Source organism: Pseudomonas sp. RL (assembly GCF_000647775.1).
Taxonomy (GTDB): Bacteria; Pseudomonadota; Gammaproteobacteria; order Pseudomonadales; family Pseudomonadaceae; genus Serpens; species Serpens flexibilis.
This window is the reverse complement of the sequence record NZ_JBOY01000072.1, coordinates 1-16,378: the sequence shown is the minus strand read 5'-3', so window position 1 is coordinate 16,378 and position 16,378 is coordinate 1. Positions and strand designations below refer to the sequence as shown.

Below are 16,378 nucleotides of genomic sequence, written 5' to 3'. Positions count from 1 at the left end.
CTACAGGGTTCGTGCAGCCCCTGTCTTACGGCTGGGCGATCAGGTTGGTGAACAGCAGGTCCTCGACCAGCGGGTAGCCTTCTTCGTACTCGATGACGGCGCGGATGCGTTCCAGCGCCTTCTGGCGCAGCTGCTCCTTGGCTTCCAGGCTGTCCATGCCGCCCGTGGGCACGGCGGCGAACAGCATGATCAGCTCGTTACGGATCAGAGCCTGGTGGTGCTCCAGGCGCGCCTGCGCAAAGGTGCCGGTGACCCGCAGGGCCACGTCGGCCTTGTAGAAGCGCGGGCGCGGGCCATCCCCGTAGTTGCCGACCAGCGACGGGCGCAGCTCGACATACAGAACCTTGCTGGGATCGTATTCCTTGGCAGCCTGCACCGGAGCGGCAAACAGACCCAGCAGCATCAGCGCGGCGATAAGCGATTTCACAAGCAAACTCCTCTGGCGTTGACGGCTTGCCTAGCTATTAGCGTGCCAGCTCGTGGCGCGCGGCATTCCGCGAGGCTTCGCCGGGCTGGCCCGGCGGCGGCGGCTGCCCGCGTCAATTTTCGGACGGCGTCCAGGACTCCGCAGGGTGGGTCGCCTTATCGACCCACCCTGCGGGCCGCCAGGCGCGCCGCGCCGGCGCGATGGCGGACAAGAAAAGCGTTACGGCCCTCAGGCCGGACGCGGCGCATAGGCGAAGACATCAGCATGCATCTGCTGCGGCGCCATGCCGGCCTCCACCAGCGCATCCAGGGTGGCGTAGACCATCGCCGGCGAGCCGCTGGCATAGACGTGCAGTCCGGACAGGCTGGGGAAGTCCGCCCGCACGGCCTCGTGCAACAGCCCGCAGCGCCCTTCCCAGCCGCACAGGTCGCTGACCACCCGGTGCAAGATCAGGTTGGGCGTGCGCTGCCACTCGTCCCACTGCGGCAGCGCATAGAAGTCCTCGGGACTGCGCACCCCCCAATAGAGGTGCAGCGGATGGGCAAAGCCGGAGGCACGGCAGTGCTCGATCAGGCCGCACATCTGCGCCAGGCCGGTGCCAGCGGCGATCAGCAGCAGCGGACCCTCCGGCAGGCGTTCCAGGCAGGCATCGCCGAACGGCAGCTGGACCCGTGCTACCCCGCTGCGTTCGATGAACGCCAGCAGCGCACGCGGCTGCTCGTCGCGCGCCAGGATGTGCAGTTCCAGCTCGCGGCCCTGGTGCGGCGCGGACGCCAGCGAATAGGCCGACCAATCGCCATCCTCGCGCTGCAGCATCACATACTGCCCGGCGTGGTAGCGTGGCGGCTTGCCAGCCGGCGCGCGCAGGCGCAGGCGGTACACGTCGCCACCCAGCGGTTCGCAGGCGATCAGTTGGCAACTCATCTCGCGCACCGGCAGGGTGCCCGGCGCCAGCAGCAGCGGCCACAGCAGTTCGCAGTCCGCCAGCGGCACCGCCACACAGGGCAGGACCTCGCCGGCGGTCAGCTCGGCGTCGCGCTGGCGCACCCGGCCGCGCAGCAGCGTGGCGGCGCAGATGTGGCAATTGCCGTTGCGGCAGCTCTGAGGGCATTCCAGGCCCAGGCGCCGGGCGGCATCCAGGATGCACTCGCCAGGCTGAACCTCCAGCACCACGCCGGAGGGTTGGACAGTCACGTTCAAGGCAGTTTCTCGCAGGGAAATACGACCGGGGCCACGGACGTTGCCGGCCGCGACACCGATTCAGGTTGTGCTATGGCGGCTCTGCGTCCGCTCAGTCGATGCCCAGACTCGCCCAGAGTTCGTCGACGCGCCGCACGACAGCCTCATCGCGGGTGATGACGCGGCCCCATTCTCGGCTGGTCTCGCCCGGCCACTTGTGGGTGGCATCCAGGCCCATCTTCGAGCCCAGGCCAGAAATCGGCGAGGCAAAGTCCAGGTAGTCGATGGGTGTGTTATCGATCATCACCGTGTCGCGCTTGGGGTCCATGCGCGTGGTGATGGCCCAGATCACATCGTTCCAGTCGCGGGCGTTGATGTCGTCGTCGGTGACGATGACGAACTTGGTGTACATGAACTGGCGCAGGAAACTCCACACGCCGAGCATCACCCGCTTGGCATGCCCCGGGTACTGCTTCTTCATGGTCACCACCGCCATGCGGTAGGAGCAGCCTTCCGGCGGCAGGTAGAAGTCGGTTATCTCCGGGAACTGCTTCTGCAGGATCGGCACGAACACTTCGTTGAGCGCCACGCCGAGGATCGCCGGCTCGTCAGGCGGACGACCGGTATAGGTGCTGTGGTAGATCGGATCCTTGCGGTGGGTGATGCGCTCGACGGTAAACACCGGGAAGCGATCCACCTCGTTGTAGTAGCCGGTGTGATCGCCATAGGGGCCTTCGTCGGCCATCTCTCCCGGGTAGATATGCCCTTCGAGGATGATCTCGGCGCCGGCCGGCACCTGCAGCTCGCTGCCCAGGCACTTGACCAGCTCGGTGCGCGAACCGCGCAGCAGGCCGGCGAAGGCGTATTCGGAGAGGGTATCCGGCACCGGTGTCACCGCGCCGAGAATGGTCGCCGGGTCGGCGCCCAGCGCCACGGCCACCGGGTACGGGCGATCCGGATACTTCTCGCACCACTCGCGGTAATCCAGCGCGCCGCCGCGATGGCTCAGCCAGCGCATGATCACCTTGTTGCGGCCGATCACCTGCTGGCGGTAGATACCGAGGTTCTGGCGTTCCTTGTTCGGCCCCTTGGTGATGGTCAGGCCCCAGGTGATCAGCGGCGCGGCATCGCCCGGCCAGCAGTGCTGGATGGGCAGGCGGGACAGGTCAACGTCGTCGCCTTCCAGGATCACTTCCTGGCAGGCGGCGTCCTTGCGCACCTTGGGCGCCATGCTGATGACCTTCTTGAGCAGCGGCAGTTTGCCCAGCGCGTCCTTGAAACCCTTCGGCGGCTCGGGCTCCTTGAGGTAGGCGAGCAGCTTGCCGATCTCGCGCAGTTCCGACACCGCCTCGGCGCCCATGCCCAGCGCCACGCGACCGGGAGTGCCGAACAGGTTGCCAAGCACCGGCATGTCGAAGCCGGCGGGCTTTTCGAACAGCAGCGCCGGGCCACCCTTGCGCAGGGTGCGGTCGCAGATCTCGGTCATTTCCAGAACGGGCGACACCGGCGTCTGAATGCGTTTCAGCTCGCCGCGCTGTTCCAGGGCAGTGATGAAGTCGCGCAGATCGCGATACTGCATGCTTGGGCCTCGCTGGGGGCGGGTCGGGGGCCGCAGTGTACCGTTGGCCGCCGTGTTACAAAACCGCTGAAAAAGCAAAAGGCCGGGACAAGCCCGGCCTTTTGGCTACCTGGACCGAACGCTTACTTGCGCTTCATGGACATGAAGAATTCGTCGTTGGTCTTGGTGTCTTTCAGCTTGTCGAGCAGGAACTCGATGGCGGCGATCTCGTCCATCGGGTGCAGCAGCTTGCGCAGGATCCAGATGCGCTGCAGCTCGTCATCGGCGGTCAGCAGCTCCTCGCGGCGGGTACCGGAGCGGTTGATGTTGATCGCCGGGAACACGCGCTTCTCGGCGATGCGGCGCTCCAGCTGCAGCTCCAGGTTGCCGGTGCCCTTGAACTCTTCGTAGATGACTTCATCCATCTTCGAGCCGGTTTCCACCAGGGCGGTGGCCAGGATGGTCAGGCTGCCGCCTTCCTCGATGTTACGGGCGGCGCCGAAGAAGCGCTTGGGCTTCTCCAGGGCATGGGCGTCGACACCACCGGTCAGCACCTTGCCGGAGCTGGGGATCACGGTGTTGTAGGCGCGCGCCAGGCGGGTGATGGAGTCGAGCAGGATGACCACGTCCTTCTTGTGCTCGACCAGGCGCTTGGCCTTCTCGATGACCATTTCGGCAACCTGCACGTGGCGGGTCGGCGGTTCGTCGAAGGTGGAGGCGACCACTTCGCCGCGCACGGTGCGCTGCATCTCGGTCACTTCTTCCGGGCGCTCGTCGATCAGCAGGACGATCAGGTAGCACTCGGGATTGTTGCGGGTGATGTTGGCCGCGATGTTCTGCAGCATGATGGTCTTGCCCGCCTTGGGCGGGGCGACGATCAGACCGCGCTGACCCTTGCCGATCGGGGCGCAGAGGTCGATGACGCGGCCGGTGAGATCCTCGGTGGAACCGTTGCCGGCTTCCATCTTCAGGCGCTGGTTGGGGAATAGCGGGGTGAGGTTCTCGAACAGGATCTTGTTCTTGGCGTTTTCCGGGCGGTCGAAGTTGATCGAATCGACCTTGAGCAGCGCGAAGTAGCGCTCGCCTTCCTTGGGAGGACGGATCTTGCCGACGATGGTGTCGCCCGTGCGCAGGTTGAAGCGACGGATCTGGCTGGGCGAGACATAGATGTCGTCGGGGCCGGCCAGGTAGGACGAGTCGGCCGAGCGCAGGAAGCCGAAGCCGTCCTGGAGGATTTCCAGCACGCCGTCACCGGAGATTTCCTCGCCACTTTTGGCGTGTTTCTTCAGCAGCGCGAAGATCACGTCCTGCTTGCGCGAACGGGCCATGTTCTCGATGCCCATCTGTTCGGCCATGTCGAGCAGTTCGGCGATCGGCTTTTGCTTGAGTTCGGTCAGATTCATAGGAATGACGAAGTTGTATGCGGTAGGGATGGGACAAGCATCGAGCTTGTGAGCCGCGTCGGAGAAGGCGACCAGAAATCGCGTGCAGATACGAATGCTAAATGCGTCGACGACGGCTTGCGGGGAGCTGCGAAAAAAACAGCGGTGCCGAATCTACCATCGGCCAAGGACAGGCGTCCAGCCCGTAAAGCAAAAAGCCCCGCCGAACGGCAGGGCTTTTTCATCACGCGTCGCTTACAGGTTGGCGTCCAGGAAGGCAGCCAGCTGCGACTTGGACAGGGCGCCCACCTTGGTGGCCTCGACGTTGCCGTTCTTGAACAGCATCAGCGTCGGGATACCGCGCACGCCGTACTTCGGCGGGGTTTCCTGGTTGTCGTCGATGTTCAGCTTGCAGACCTTCAGCTTGCCCTGGTAGGTCTGGGCGATCTCGTCCAGAACCGGCGCGATCATCTTGCACGGACCGCACCACTCGGCCCAGTAGTCAACCAGCACAGGGCCGTCCGCCTGGAGCACGTCCTGCTCGAAGCTGGCATCGCTGACGTTGGTGATGAACTCACTCATGGAAGTCTCCGTGATCGGACAAGGCAAAAGTGGGCCGTATGATAGCCTTCCCCGGCCACATCTGGAAGGCGACGGCGATTGACTCTGACTATGGGTCATGGCGGCCTCGTCAATCTCTGCGCACGGGACGAACGCCCCACAGCCCCGCGACCGGATGCCGCAGGCACGCCAGGCGGCCACCGGCCCGCCGAATCGGCGTGCCGCAACGCGGAGCCCTCTCGCAACCCGTCGCCGTGGCCGGCGCACTCAACGGGCCGCGGCGGCCATCGCCAACACTCGACGTTGGCTCTGCCATGATCACATGGCAGGATTGCCCGGCTTTTTTCCGAGACTACCGTTATGTCCAACGTCCAAGAGCAGTTCCCCCTGATCGCCGCCATCGATCTGGGGTCGAACAGCTTCCATATGGTGCTGGCCCGTGTCGACCAGGGTGAAATCCGCATCCTCGAGCGCCTGGGCGAAAAGGTCCAGCTGGCCGCCGGCCTCGATGAACGCCGCCACCTCACCGAGGAAGCCATGCAGCGCGGCCTCGACTGCCTGGCCCGTTTCGCCCAGCTGATCCATGGCCTGCCGCAGGGCGCGGTGCGCATCGTCGGCACCAATGCCCTGCGCGTGGCGCGCAACCGCAACCTGTTCATCCGGCGCGCCGAAGCGCTGCTCGGGCACCCCGTGGAAGTGGTGGCCGGCATCGAAGAGGCGCGCCTGATCTATCTCGGCGTGTCGCACACCTTCCCCGACATGAACGGCAACCGCCTGGTCGCCGATATCGGTGGCGGCAGCACGGAATTCGTCATCGGCCAGCGCTTCGAGCCGCTGACCCGGGAAAGCCTGCAAATGGGCTGCGTCAGCTTTACCAAGCAGTTCTTCGCAGACGGCCGGATCAGCACGGCCCGTTACGCCGAGGCCTATACCGCCGCACGCCTGGAGCTGATGAGCATCGAAACCGGCCTGCGTCGGCACGGCTGGCAGGAAGCGGTGGGCGCCTCCGGCACCATCCGCGCCATCGGCCAGGTCATCCAGGCCGCACAACGCGGCAACGGCGAGGTGAATGCCGAAGGCCTGGACTGGCTCAAGCGGCGCCTGCTCAAGCTGGACAGCGTCGAGCAGATCGATTTCGAAGGGCTCAAGCCGGACCGCCGCCCCATCTTCCCGGCCGGCCTGGCCATTCTCGAAGCCATCTTCGACGCCCTGGGCCTGCAGCACATGACCCACTCCGAAGGCGCCTTGCGTGAAGGCGTGCTCTACGACCTGATCGGCCGCCACAGCCACGAGGATGTGCGCGAGCGCACCCTGTCGGCGCTCATGGAGCGCTACCACGTGGACCAGGAGCAGGCCGAGCGGGTGAAGACCAAGGCGCTATCAGCCCTGGAGCAGGTGGCGGGCGCCTGGAAGCTCGATCAGGACTGGCATCGCGAGCTGCTGGGCTGGGCGGCCCGGGTGCATGAGGTCGGCCTGGACATCGCTCATTACCACTACCACAAGCATGGCGCCTACCTGATCGAGCACTCGGACCTGGCCGGCTTCTCGCGGCAGGACCAGTTGCACCTGGCGCTGCTGGTGCGCGGTCACCGCCGCAACATTCCGCTGGACAAGTTCCAGGAAGCCGATGGCGACACCGATACCCTGGTGCGCCTGTGCATCCTGCTGCGCTTCGCCATCCTCTTCCACCACATCCGTGGCACCCAGGAAATGCCCCGGGTGCGCCTGGAGGCGGGCGAACGCCATCTGGACCTGCACTTCCCCGAGGGCTGGCTGGCCGCCAACCCGCTGACCCGCGCGGACTTCGCCCAGGAAGCCGACTGGCTCAAGCGCATCGAGTACCGCCTGAGCGTGCACTGAAGCCGAGCCGGGGCCTGCCCCGGCCGCTCAGCGATTGCGGTTGACGGCCAGCGCGGCGCGGATCACATCGGCGCCGATCTCGTCCTCGTAGAGCTTCCAGACCGGCAGCATCGCCTCGCGCCAGGCCGCGCGCTGCTCCGCGCTCAGGGTGATCAGCTTGGTTTTGCCGCTGGCGACGATCCGCGCGCGGTCACGCGCGTTCAGCGCCTCGGCCTCGGCATTCACCACCTGGGTGACTTCCTCGACGATGCCGTCCAGTTCGACGCGGATCGCATAGGGCAAGCCGTTCCAGAACTGGGTGTTGGTGATCAGCATGTAGTGCAGCACGCCGTGGTTACTCTCCACGATGTGCGACTGCACGGTGTGCACCTTCTGGCTGACGATGTTCGACCAGGGGTTTTCCGCGCCTTGCACCTGGCCGCTTTCCAGAGCCTGGTACATGGCCCCGAAGGCCAGGCGCACCGGCTGCGCGCCCAGCGCCTCGAACTGGCTCTGCAGCACCGCCGAATTCTGGATCCGGAAGCTGACACCACGGGCATCGGCCGGCAGCAGCAGCGGGCGGTCGGCCGACAGCTGCTTGAGTCCGTTGCTCCAGTAGGCCAGCCCGCTGATGCCGTGCCCGACCATGGAACGCAGCAGTTCGCGACTCTTTTCGCGCCGACCGAAACGCTTCACCGCCTCGGCATCGTCGAAGAGGAACGGCAGGTCAAAGAGCTGCAGCTTCTTGGTGTAGCGATCGAACTTGGAGAGCGAGGGGGCCAGCAGCTCGACCTTGCCATCGAGCAGCGCCTGCATCTCGTCCCCGTCGCCGTACAGCGTGGAGTTGGGGTAGACCTCGACCTTCACCTTGCCCGGCAGGCGCTGTTCGGCGAGCTGCTTGAACAGCAACGCGCCCTTGCCTTTCGGGGTGTCGTCGGCGACCACGTGAGCGAAACGGATGAGGATGGGCTCGCCATCCTGGGCGCTGGCCGGCAGGGCCAGAAACAGCCCCAGCAGCAGGCAATGGAGCGGTGGAACGATACGGTGCATGGATAAAGGCACTTGTTCAGCGCAGCCGACAAAGACCTTCCCCTGTCCGCAGCCACGATGAATGAGGGGATCGACCCGCTCCACAGCTACCCTGCCCGAAGCCTTGCCGATCGCGACCGTTGCCCGCGGGATCGCCGCGCGCAACGGGGCGAGAGTGTTCGGCAACCGCCGCGATCAAACCATCGACCGCATCACAAAATGCGGCAACGGTTTGACGTCATGGCTCCGGCGCCGATCAGAGCACGGGCAGCTGCGGGCTGGCCAGGCGCTCCAGCAGTTGGATCTGGCTGTTGCGCGGGTGGGCATTGCCGCTGGGTGTGTTGCGCACGTAGCGACCATCCGGCTGCAGGATCCAGCTGCCGGTGTTGTCTGCCAGGTAGGTTTCCAGCTCCTTCTTGACCCGCAGCTTGAGCTTCTTGCCTTCCACCGGGAAGCAGGTCTCCACGCGGCGGTCCAGGTTGCGCTCCATCCAGTCGGCACTGGCCAGGAACAGCTGCTCCTCGCCGCCGGCCAGGAAGTAGTACACCCGGCTGTGCTCCAGGAAGCGGCCGATGATCGAACGCACCTGGATGTTGTGCGACACCCCGGGAATGCCCGGGCGCAGGCAGCACATGCCGCGCACGATCAGGTCGATCCTCACGCCGGCCTGGCTGGCCTTGTACAGCGCCTTGATCATCTTCGGATCGGTCAGCGAGTTGACCTTGATGATGATGTGCGCCGGCTTGCCCTCGCTGGCCGTCTGGGTCTCGCGGGCGATCAGGTCGAGGAGGGTCTTCTTCAAGGTGAAGGGCGCATGCAGCAGCTTCTTCATGCGCTGGGTCTTGCCCATGCCGATCAGCTGGCTGAACAGCTTGGAGACGTCCTCGCCGAGCGCCGCGTCGGCGGTCAACAGGCTGTAGTCGGTGTACAGGCGCGCGTTGCCGGCGTGGTAGTTGCCGGTGCCCAGGTGGGCGTAGCGCACCAGTTCGCCGTTCTCGCGGCGCATGATCAGCATCATCTTGGCGTGCGTCTTGAAGCCCACCACGCCGTAGATGACCACCGCGCCGGCCTGCTGCAGGCGACCGGCCAAGTGCAGGTTGGACTCCTCGTCGAAGCGCGCGCGCAGCTCGATCACCGCGGTGACTTCCTTGCCGTTGCGCGCCGCTTCCACCAGCGCGTCGACGATCTCCGAGTTGGCACCGCTGCGGTACAGCGTCTGCTTGATGGCCAGCACATGGGGGTCCTTGGCCGCCTGGCGCAGCAGATCGACCACCGGCGTGAACGACTCGTAGGGGTGCAGCAGCAGGATGTCCTGCTTGGCCACCACGTTGAAGATGTTCTCGGCGTTCTGCAGCGCCTTGGGAATGCTCGGCGTGAACGGCGTGTACTGCAGCTCCGGATGGCCGTCCAGGCCGGTGATGCTGAACAGCCGGGTCAGGTTGACCGGTCCGTTGACCTTGTACAGCTCGCCCTCGCCCAGGTTGAACTGGCGCAGCAGGTAATTGGACAGATGTGCCGGGCAGTTGTCAGCCACTTCCAGGCGCACCGCGTCGCCGTAGCGGCGCGACAGCAGCTCACCCCGCAATGCACGGGCCAGGTCCTCGACGTCCTCGTCCAGCGCCAGATCGGCGTTGCGGGTCAGACGGAACTGGTAGCAGCCCTTGACGCTCATGCCGTGGAACAGGTCGTCGGCATGGGCGTGGATCATCGAGGACAGGAACACGAAGTTGTCGCCTGCGCCGCCAACCTCCTCGGGAATGCGGATCAGCCGCGGCAGCAGGCGCGGCGCGGGCAGGATGGCCAGGCCGGAGTCGCGGCCGAAGGCGTCCACGCCTTCCAGCTCGACGATGAAGTTGAGGCTCTTGTTGACCAGCAGCGGGAACGGATGGGTCGGGTCGAGGCCGATCGGCGTCATGATCGGCGCGATTTCCTCGCGGAAGTAGCGACGCACCCAGGCCTTGATCTTGGTGTTCCACTGCCGGCGGCGGATAAAGCGGATCTGCTGCTTGGCCAGCTCGGGCAGCAGCACGTCATGCAGGATCGAGTACTGGCGGGTGACCTGCTCGTGCACCACCTCGCCGATGCGCGCCAGCGCCTGGTGGGGCTGCAGGCCATCGGCGCCGGCCTGCTCGCGGGCGAAGTTGACCTGCTTCTTCAGGCCGGCGACGCGGATCTCGAAGAACTCATCCAGGTTGCTGGAGAAGATCAGCAGGAACTTGAGACGCTCCAACAGCGGGTAGGACTCGTCCAGCGCCATGTCCAGCACGCGGATGTTGAACTGCAGCTGGGACAGCTCGCGGTGGATGTACAGGCTGGTGTCGTCCAGGTTGGTCACCGTCGCCACGGGCGGCTCGGGTGCTACCGGCAGCGCGTCGACCTGCGGCGCCTCGACCCCGTCAACACGCTCCGGGGTTGTACTGTCGATAGAAACGTCGGTGTTCATCTCGGTTCCCTGCTGATCGGCTGGGGGGCTTATTGCCCCTGTTGTTTCAACAATTGCGCGGCACGCACCGCGAAGTAGGTGAGGATGCCATCGGCCCCGGCACGCTTGAATCCGACCAAGGATTCGAGAATGACCGCCTCGCTCAGCCAGCCGTTCTGGATGGCTGCCATGTGCATGGCGTACTCGCCGCTGACCTGGTAGGCGAAGGTCGGCACCTTGAAGGTCTCCTTCACGCGCCAGACGATGTCCAGGTAAGGCTGGCCGGGCTTCACCATCACCATGTCGGCACCCTCTGCAAGGTCGGCGGCCACTTCGTGCAGCGCCTCGTCACCGTTGGCCGGGTCCATCTGGTAGGTGTTCTTGCTGCCCTTGCCCAGGTTGGCGGCCGAACCCACCGCGTCGCGGAACGGGCCGTAGTAGGCGCTGGCGTACTTGGCTGAGTAGGCGAGGATGCGCACGTTGACGTGGCCGGCCACTTCCAGCGCTTCGCGGATGGCCTGGATGCGGCCGTCCATCATGTCCGACGGTGCCACCACCTGCGCACCGGCCTCGGCATGGGACAGCGCCTGGCGCACCAGGGCATCGACGGTCACGTCGTTCTGAACGTAGCCTTCTTCATCCAGGATGCCGTCCTGGCCGTGGGTGGTGAACGGGTCCAGCGCCACGTCGGTGATCACCCCCAGTTCCGGGAAGCGCGCGCGCAGGGCGCGGGTGGCGCGCTGCGCGATGCCGTCCGGGTTCCAGGCTTCGGCGGCGTCCAGGGACTTCTTCTCGGTCCGGGTGACCGGGAACAGCGCCAGCGCCGGAATGCCCAGCTCAACCCAGGTTTCGGCCTCCTTGAGCAGCAGGTCGATGGACAGGCGCTCCACGCCGGGCATGGAGGGCACTGCCTCACGACGGTTCTCGCCGTCGAGCACGAACACCGGCAGGATCAGATCGTCCACGCTCAGCCGATTCTCGCGCACCAGGCGACGGGAAAACTCGTCCTTGCGGTTGCGGCGCAGGCGGGTGGCGGGGAACAGGCGATCGGCGGGGGTGTAGCTCACGGCGGGTACTCCAGGCGCCCCATGGGCGCGTGTGTGAAGAGTTAGCGGCATCATCATGACCGTTTGATGACAGCCCGCACGGCGCCCACAGGCGGGCGCGACGAGCGGCCATTGTCGGCCAGCCGAGGCTCTGCGTCGAGCCATGCGCCGGCGACGTCCGGCATGCAACAGCGGCAACCGCCGGCACTCCAAGCAGGAACTCGCCCACCCGGCAATCACGCAGTAGGATGACGGCATCCGCCGCCTCTACGACACAGCGGTTGCACATTCAGGAACCGATACAGGAGAACAGCATGCACAAGAAAGTCGCCGTCATTCTTTCCGGCTGTGGTGTCTACGACGGAGCGGAAATCTACGAGAGCGTGCTCACGCTGTTGCGCCTGGACCAGCGTGGCGCCCAGGTCCAGTGCTTCGCGCCGAATGTCGAGCAGATGCACGTGATCGACCATTACCGGGGCGAAGAAATGAATGGCACACGCAACGTACTGGTCGAGGCGGCGCGTATCGCGCGCGGCAACATCAAGGACCTGCGCGAAGCGCGGGTCGAGGACTTCGATGCGCTGATCCTGCCGGGCGGCTTCGGTGTGGCCAAGAACCTCAGCGATTTCGCGGTCAGCGGCGCCAACTGCAGCGTGCAACCCGACGTGCTGGCCTTCACCCAGGCCTTCGCGCAGGCGAGCAAGCCGATCGGCCTGATCTGCATCGCCCCCGCGCTGGCGGCGAAGATCTTCGGTGCCGGTGTGCAGTGCACCATCGGCAACGACGCCGACACCGCCGCAGCCATGGAAAAGATGGGCGCGCACCATCAGGAGTGCCCGGTGGAGGACATCGTGATCGATCGGCGCCACAAGTTGGTCACCACCCCGGCCTACATGCTGGCCAAGTCCATCAGCGAGGCCGCCACCGGCATCAACAAGCTGGTCGACGAGGTGCTGATCCTTGCCGAGGGCTGACCACAGGTCATAGCGGACAAACTGCCGGCTCGCTGCGCCAGCCCACTGGCCAGCGATGCCGCTTTCCGGCGAGCCTGCGCACTCCGCCTTCCGGAGCGCCGTCGATGCATCCATCCTCCAACGACGAGCTGTACGCGGCCATCGGCCAGTTCTTCACCCGCATCCCCTTCAACCAGCAGTTGGGCATCGAGATCGACAGCCTGTCCCGCCAGCAGGTGCTGATGCGCATGCCGATGCGCGCCGAGCTGGTTGGCAACTTCGTGCAGGGCATCCTGCATGGCGGCGCGATCGCCACGCTGCTGGACGTGGCCGGCGGGGCCATGGCGCTGATTGGCGCCTGCGAACGGCTGAACGAGCTGCCGGTGGCCGAACGCATGGCCCGGCTGGCGCGACTGGGCACCATCGACCTGCGCATCGACTACCTGCGCCCCGGACGCGGCATGTCCTTCATCGCCAGCGCGGTGCCACTGCGCGAGGGCAACAAGGTGGCAGTGGTGCGCAGCGAACTGCATAACCAGGACGGTGTGCTGATCGCGGTGGGCACCGGGACTTATCTGTGCGGGTAAGCCACCGCTTCACGGGCAGCGCGCCTCTCGGCGCGCACGGTGGCTCGGTAAAGCGCGAGCCACCCTACGAAGATCCTTCAAAGGCATAAGAAAATAATCTTTTATTCCTTCTTATCCGAAACAGAGCTCCCTACACTGGCGCCCGAAATCGTCAGGAGGCGCGCCATGTCCCTTTCCACTCCCCACTACCTGATCGTTCCCGGCTGGCAGGGGTCGCCGGCCGAGCATTGGCAGAGCCACTGGCAGCGCGTGCTGCCCAACAGCGCCCGAGTGGAACAGGATGACTGGATGCAGCCGCGTCAGGCTGCCTGGGTGCGCCGCCTGGAAGAGGCCATCGCGCGGGCGCCCGGCCCGGTGATCCTGATCGGCCACAGCCTGGGCTGTGTGACCATCGCCCACTGGGCAACCCAGGCATCACCTGCTCTGCTGGAGCGAGTCCGTGGCGCGCTGCTGGTGGCGCCGGCGGATGTGGAGCGCGCCGAATGCCCGCAGCCGCTGCGCAACTTTGCGCCGCTGCCGCGCCAGCCGCTGCCCTTCCCCAGCCTGCTGGTCGCCTCCGACAACGACCCGGCGGCCAGCGCCTCGAGTGCCCTGCAACTGGCCGCCGACTGGTACGCCGAGGCCACGCTGCTCAGCGGCGTCGGCCATATCAATGTGAAGTCGGGACACCGTCGCTGGGAACAGGGCTTCGCATGGCTGTACCGCCTGCAGCAACGGATCGACGAGCATGCCCGACGCTACGCCTGAGCCGACTCAGCCTCGGGACAGGCGCGTCACCAGGCGATCCAGCGCGTTGGCGAAGGCCTGGCGATCACGCTCGGCATAGGCCGCCTGACCACCGCCCATCTGCCCCTGATCGCGCAGATCGCTGAACAGGTTGCGCAGCGCCAGGCGCTCGCCCATGTTGCGCTCGTCGAACTCGCGGCCGCGCGGGTCGAGGGCGACGACGCCCTTCTTCACCAGCCGGTCGGCCAGCGGAATGTCGCTGCAGATCACCAGATCGCCCGGCTCGGCGTGTTCGACCAGGTAATCGTCGGCGGCATCCGGCCCGCTGGGCACCACGATCAGGCGTACGCAGGCAAAGGCCGGTTTGGTCTGCGCCTGGCCGGCCACCAGGCTGACCTGCAGGCTGCGCTTGAGGGCGAACTTGACCACCAGGTCCCGCGCCGGACGGGGGCAGGCGTCGGCGTCGATCCAGATGCGCATGTCAGGCCGGCGCCCGGCGCACGGTGGCCAGCAAGGCGGCGGCCGCCATGAACAGCGCGCCAAAGGTGCGGTTGAGCAGCCGCTGCTGGCGAGGCGAACGCAGCAGGCGCAGTACCCGGGCCGCCAGCCCGGTGTAGCCGGCCATCACCACCAGGTCCACGGCGATCATGGTGGCGGCGATGATCAGGTACTGGGATAGCAGCGGTTGACGCGGATCGAGGAACTGGGGAATCACCGCGAGGATGAAGACGATCGCCTTGGGGTTGCTGGCGTTGACCAGAAAGCCGCGCAGCACCAGGGTCAGCGGTCGGCCCAGCGGACGCGCCGTGTCGCTGGCGGCCAGCTCGCCCACCGGCGCGACCCACTGCTTCCAGCCCAGGTACAGCAGGTAGGCGACACCGAACCACTTGATCAGCCCGAAGGCCAGCTCCGAGGCCGCCAGCACCGCGCCCAGGCCGGCGGCGACGATGGCGATCTGCAGGGCCAGCGCCAGCTGCAGGCCCAGCACGTTCCAGTAGCCGCGCCAGAAGCCGTAGCGCAGGCCGCTGGACATCGAGGCGATGGCGCCGGCGCCGGGCGACAGGCTGATCACCCAGCAGGCGGCGAAGAAGGCGAACCAGGTTTCCCAGGCCATGGCAGTGTCCCCGGCGGGTCAGGCGGACTCAGTCCGGCTGGCCCTTGTTGAGTTTCAGCGGATCACGCAGCTTGCGGCTCATGGCGCGGCGCATGCGGATGTTGAGCGCCTCGACGCCCAGCGAGAAGGCCATGGCGAAGTACACATAGCCCTTGGGTACGTGCACGTCAAAGGCCTCGGCCACCAACAGGGTGCCGACCACGATCAGGAACGACAGGGCAAGAATCTTCAGGGTCGGGTGCTTGTCGATGAACTCGCTGATGGTGCCGGCGGCCAGCATCATTACTATTACGGCGATGACGATGGCGGCGACCATCACCGGCACGTTCTCCACCAAGCCCACAGCGGTGATCACCGAGTCCAGGGAGAAGATGATGTCGATCACCGCGATCTGCAGAATGATGCTCATGAAGCCGGCCCTGGCGGCGCCGGCACCCTCATGGGATTCCTCTTCGCCCTCGACGCTGTGCCAGATCTCCAGGGTGCTCTTGAACAGCAGGAACAGGCCGCCGAAGAACAGGATCAGGTCTCGACCGGAAATGCCTTCACCCCAGACAGTGAACAGGTCGTTGGTCAGGCGCATCACCCAGGCAATCGACAGCAGCAGCAGGATGCGCGTACCCATGGCCAGCGCCAGGCCGAAGAAACGTGCCTTGGCCTGCTGGTGCCTGGGCAGGCGCGACACCAGGATGGATATGAAGATGATGTTGTCGATGCCCAGGACGATTTCCAGGGCGGTAAGAGTCAGGAAAGCTACCCAGATTTCCGGGTTGGTCAGCCATTCCATAGGGGATCAGATCTCGCGCTTGAGGGTAGAAAGTTCGGTGCCCCGCCAGCGGCGCACGACCTTCTGGAAGAACAGCGAATTGGGAATCTGCAGCAGGCAGCCCTGACTGCCCTCGCTGACATCCTCGAGGGTGGTGTAGAGCAGATTGATGTCCACCACTCGGCCCTTGACCCCGGGCTTGTCGGCGCTTTCCACCACTTCCAGCTGATCACCGATGCGAAACGGGCTGGCGGTGAAGATCAGCAGGGCGCAGAACAGGTTGGAGAGCACGCTCCAGGCGGCGAAGAAGGCCACCGCCGCCACGGCGGCGAAACCGGTCAGCGCGGTCCACAGCACGGTGGCCGACACGCCCAGGCGCTCCAGCACCATCAGCAGGGCGCTGCCCATGATCAGCCAGCTGAGCAGGCCGCGCAGCGGCATCAGCAATTCCATCGGCAGGCGGTAGCGCTCGCCCACGCGCACGATGAAGCGCCGCAGCAGGCGCTGCAGCGCCCAGGCGACGAACAGGATCAGGACAATCTGCAAGCCGGGCACCAGGATGCCGAACCACTCCTGAGCCCACAACGGCAACCATTCCTTCATTGACTGCTCTCCAGTTCCGCCTGCAGGGCCTCGAGGGTCTCCAGGCAGGCCAGCCAGGCTTCTTCCAGTTGCGCCTCGCGTGCCTTGAGGGTGCTTTGCTCGGCCAGTAGCTGCTTGAGCTCGTCCTTGCGGACTGCTTCATACACCTGCGGGTCGGCCAGTCGGGCTTCGATCGCCGCCAGTTTT

Annotated in this window: 17 protein-coding genes; 4 read left to right on the top strand and 13 right to left on the bottom strand. The window is 65.8% G+C overall.

The features are described 5' to 3' along the window. Positions 1-25 precede the first annotated feature (25 nt). The 5 genes from AS93_RS0112770 to trxA all read right to left on the bottom strand — a co-directional run bounded on the left by AS93_RS0112770 (position 26) and on the right by trxA (position 5,128). Positions 26-403: a flagellar basal body-associated FliL family protein gene (locus tag AS93_RS0112770; protein WP_234702719.1), complete on the bottom strand. Its 378-nt coding sequence runs from the start codon at positions 401-403 to the stop codon at positions 26-28. A gap of 252 nt (positions 404-655) precedes the next feature. Beyond that, a complete protein-coding gene (locus AS93_RS0112765) occupies positions 656-1,627 on the bottom strand; it encodes a CDP-6-deoxy-delta-3,4-glucoseen reductase (RefSeq protein ID WP_027590982.1) in 972 nt (323 codons plus the stop codon). A 91-nt stretch (positions 1,628-1,718) separates the two neighbouring features. Next, positions 1,719-3,185, bottom strand: a complete 1,467-nt coding sequence (ubiD, locus tag AS93_RS0112760; protein WP_027590981.1) for a 4-hydroxy-3-polyprenylbenzoate decarboxylase — start codon at positions 3,183-3,185, stop codon at positions 1,719-1,721. 122 nt (positions 3,186-3,307) lie between these two features. Then, positions 3,308-4,567 carry a transcription termination factor Rho gene (rho, locus tag AS93_RS0112755; protein ID WP_027590980.1) on the bottom strand — a complete coding sequence of 420 codons (1,260 nt, stop codon included), beginning with the start codon at positions 4,565-4,567 and terminating at the stop codon, positions 3,308-3,310. Positions 4,568-4,801: 234 nt separating this feature from the next. Beyond that, the gene (trxA, locus tag AS93_RS0112750) at positions 4,802-5,128 is read right to left on the bottom strand and encodes a thioredoxin TrxA (RefSeq protein WP_027590979.1); all 327 of its coding nucleotides are present in this window, start codon (positions 5,126-5,128) and stop codon (positions 4,802-4,804) included. 339 nt (positions 5,129-5,467) lie between these two features. On the opposite strand from trxA, the gene ppx reads away from it, so the two are divergent. Beyond that, positions 5,468-6,967, top strand: a complete 1,500-nt coding sequence (ppx, locus tag AS93_RS0112745) for an exopolyphosphatase (RefSeq protein ID WP_027590978.1) — start codon at positions 5,468-5,470, stop codon at positions 6,965-6,967. Between the two features lie 27 nt (positions 6,968-6,994). Here ppx and AS93_RS0112740 read toward each other — a convergent pair whose 3' ends face one another. From AS93_RS0112740 to hemB, 3 genes are all read right to left on the bottom strand, one after another. After that, positions 6,995-7,996 (bottom strand): TRAP transporter substrate-binding protein, encoded by a 1,002-nt coding sequence (locus AS93_RS0112740; protein ID WP_051587470.1) that lies wholly within the window; start codon positions 7,994-7,996, stop codon positions 6,995-6,997. Positions 7,997-8,231: 235 nt separating this feature from the next. After that, positions 8,232-10,418 carry a polyphosphate kinase 1 gene (gene ppk1 / locus AS93_RS0112735; RefSeq protein ID WP_051587469.1) on the bottom strand — a complete coding sequence of 729 codons (2,187 nt, stop codon included), beginning with the start codon at positions 10,416-10,418 and terminating at the stop codon, positions 8,232-8,234. A 29-nt stretch (positions 10,419-10,447) separates the two neighbouring features. After that, complete coding sequence (gene hemB, locus AS93_RS0112730; RefSeq protein ID WP_027590975.1) at positions 10,448-11,464, bottom strand: porphobilinogen synthase; 1,017 nt, start codon at positions 11,462-11,464, stop codon at positions 10,448-10,450. Between the two features lie 293 nt (positions 11,465-11,757). On the opposite strand from hemB, the gene elbB reads away from it, so the two are divergent. The 3 genes from elbB to AS93_RS0112715 all read left to right on the top strand — a co-directional run bounded on the left by elbB (position 11,758) and on the right by AS93_RS0112715 (position 13,730). Beyond that, the gene (elbB, locus tag AS93_RS0112725; RefSeq protein WP_027590974.1) at positions 11,758-12,417 is read left to right on the top strand and encodes an isoprenoid biosynthesis glyoxalase ElbB; all 660 of its coding nucleotides are present in this window, start codon (positions 11,758-11,760) and stop codon (positions 12,415-12,417) included. Positions 12,418-12,521: 104 nt separating this feature from the next. Continuing rightward, complete coding sequence (locus tag AS93_RS0112720; protein ID WP_027590973.1) at positions 12,522-12,983, top strand: thioesterase family protein; 462 nt, start codon at positions 12,522-12,524, stop codon at positions 12,981-12,983. Between the two features lie 165 nt (positions 12,984-13,148). Then, positions 13,149-13,730: an alpha/beta hydrolase gene (locus AS93_RS0112715; RefSeq protein WP_027590972.1), complete on the top strand. Its 582-nt coding sequence runs from the start codon at positions 13,149-13,151 to the stop codon at positions 13,728-13,730. 6 nt (positions 13,731-13,736) lie between these two features. Here AS93_RS0112715 and AS93_RS0112710 read toward each other — a convergent pair whose 3' ends face one another. The 5 genes from AS93_RS0112710 to AS93_RS20840 form a co-directional block, all read right to left on the bottom strand. Continuing rightward, positions 13,737-14,189, bottom strand: a complete 453-nt coding sequence (locus AS93_RS0112710; protein WP_027590971.1) for a YaiI/YqxD family protein — start codon at positions 14,187-14,189, stop codon at positions 13,737-13,739. 1 nt (position 14,190) lies between these two features. Then, entirely contained in the window at positions 14,191-14,823 is a 633-nt protein-coding gene (locus AS93_RS0112705; protein ID WP_027590970.1) for a LysE family transporter, read from the bottom strand. A 28-nt stretch (positions 14,824-14,851) separates the two neighbouring features. After that, positions 14,852-15,610 carry a TerC family protein gene (locus AS93_RS0112700; protein ID WP_027590969.1) on the bottom strand — a complete coding sequence of 253 codons (759 nt, stop codon included), beginning with the start codon at positions 15,608-15,610 and terminating at the stop codon, positions 14,852-14,854. A gap of 6 nt (positions 15,611-15,616) precedes the next feature. Further along, positions 15,617-16,192, bottom strand: a complete 576-nt coding sequence (locus tag AS93_RS0112695; RefSeq protein WP_027590968.1) for a mechanosensitive ion channel family protein — start codon at positions 16,190-16,192, stop codon at positions 15,617-15,619. Then, the coding region (locus AS93_RS20840) for a hypothetical protein (RefSeq protein WP_037009192.1) at positions 16,189-16,378 on the bottom strand (190 nt) is incomplete at its 5' end. The genes AS93_RS20840 and AS93_RS0112695, both read right to left, overlap by 4 nt.

Excerpts from the sequence above, each read along its gene's own strand:
- AS93_RS0112770 (WP_234702719.1), bottom strand. The coding sequence starts at position 403 with ATGCTGCTGGGTCTGTTTGCCGCTCCGGTGCAGGCTGCCAAGGAATAC.
- ubiD (WP_027590981.1), bottom strand. The coding sequence starts at position 3,185 with ATGCAGTATCGCGATCTGCGCGACTTCATCACTGCCCTGGAACAGCGC.
- rho (WP_027590980.1), bottom strand. The coding sequence starts at position 4,567 with ATGAATCTGACCGAACTCAAGCAAAAGCCGATCGCCGAACTGCTCGAC.
- trxA (WP_027590979.1), bottom strand. The coding sequence starts at position 5,128 with ATGAGTGAGTTCATCACCAACGTCAGCGATGCCAGCTTCGAGCAGGAC.
- ppx (WP_027590978.1), top strand. The coding sequence starts at position 5,468 with ATGTCCAACGTCCAAGAGCAGTTCCCCCTGATCGCCGCCATCGATCTG.
- AS93_RS0112740 (WP_051587470.1), bottom strand. The coding sequence starts at position 7,996 with ATGCACCGTATCGTTCCACCGCTCCATTGCCTGCTGCTGGGGCTGTTT.
- ppk1 (WP_051587469.1), bottom strand. The coding sequence starts at position 10,418 with ATGAACACCGACGTTTCTATCGACAGTACAACCCCGGAGCGTGTTGAC.
- elbB (WP_027590974.1), top strand. The coding sequence starts at position 11,758 with ATGCACAAGAAAGTCGCCGTCATTCTTTCCGGCTGTGGTGTCTACGAC.
- AS93_RS0112720 (WP_027590973.1), top strand. The coding sequence starts at position 12,522 with ATGCATCCATCCTCCAACGACGAGCTGTACGCGGCCATCGGCCAGTTC.
- AS93_RS0112715 (WP_027590972.1), top strand. The coding sequence starts at position 13,149 with ATGTCCCTTTCCACTCCCCACTACCTGATCGTTCCCGGCTGGCAGGGG.
- AS93_RS0112710 (WP_027590971.1), bottom strand. The coding sequence starts at position 14,189 with ATGCGCATCTGGATCGACGCCGACGCCTGCCCCCGTCCGGCGCGGGAC.
- AS93_RS0112705 (WP_027590970.1), bottom strand. The coding sequence starts at position 14,823 with ATGGCCTGGGAAACCTGGTTCGCCTTCTTCGCCGCCTGCTGGGTGATC.
- AS93_RS0112700 (WP_027590969.1), bottom strand. The coding sequence starts at position 15,610 with ATGGAATGGCTGACCAACCCGGAAATCTGGGTAGCTTTCCTGACTCTT.
- AS93_RS0112695 (WP_027590968.1), bottom strand. The coding sequence starts at position 16,192 with ATGAAGGAATGGTTGCCGTTGTGGGCTCAGGAGTGGTTCGGCATCCTG.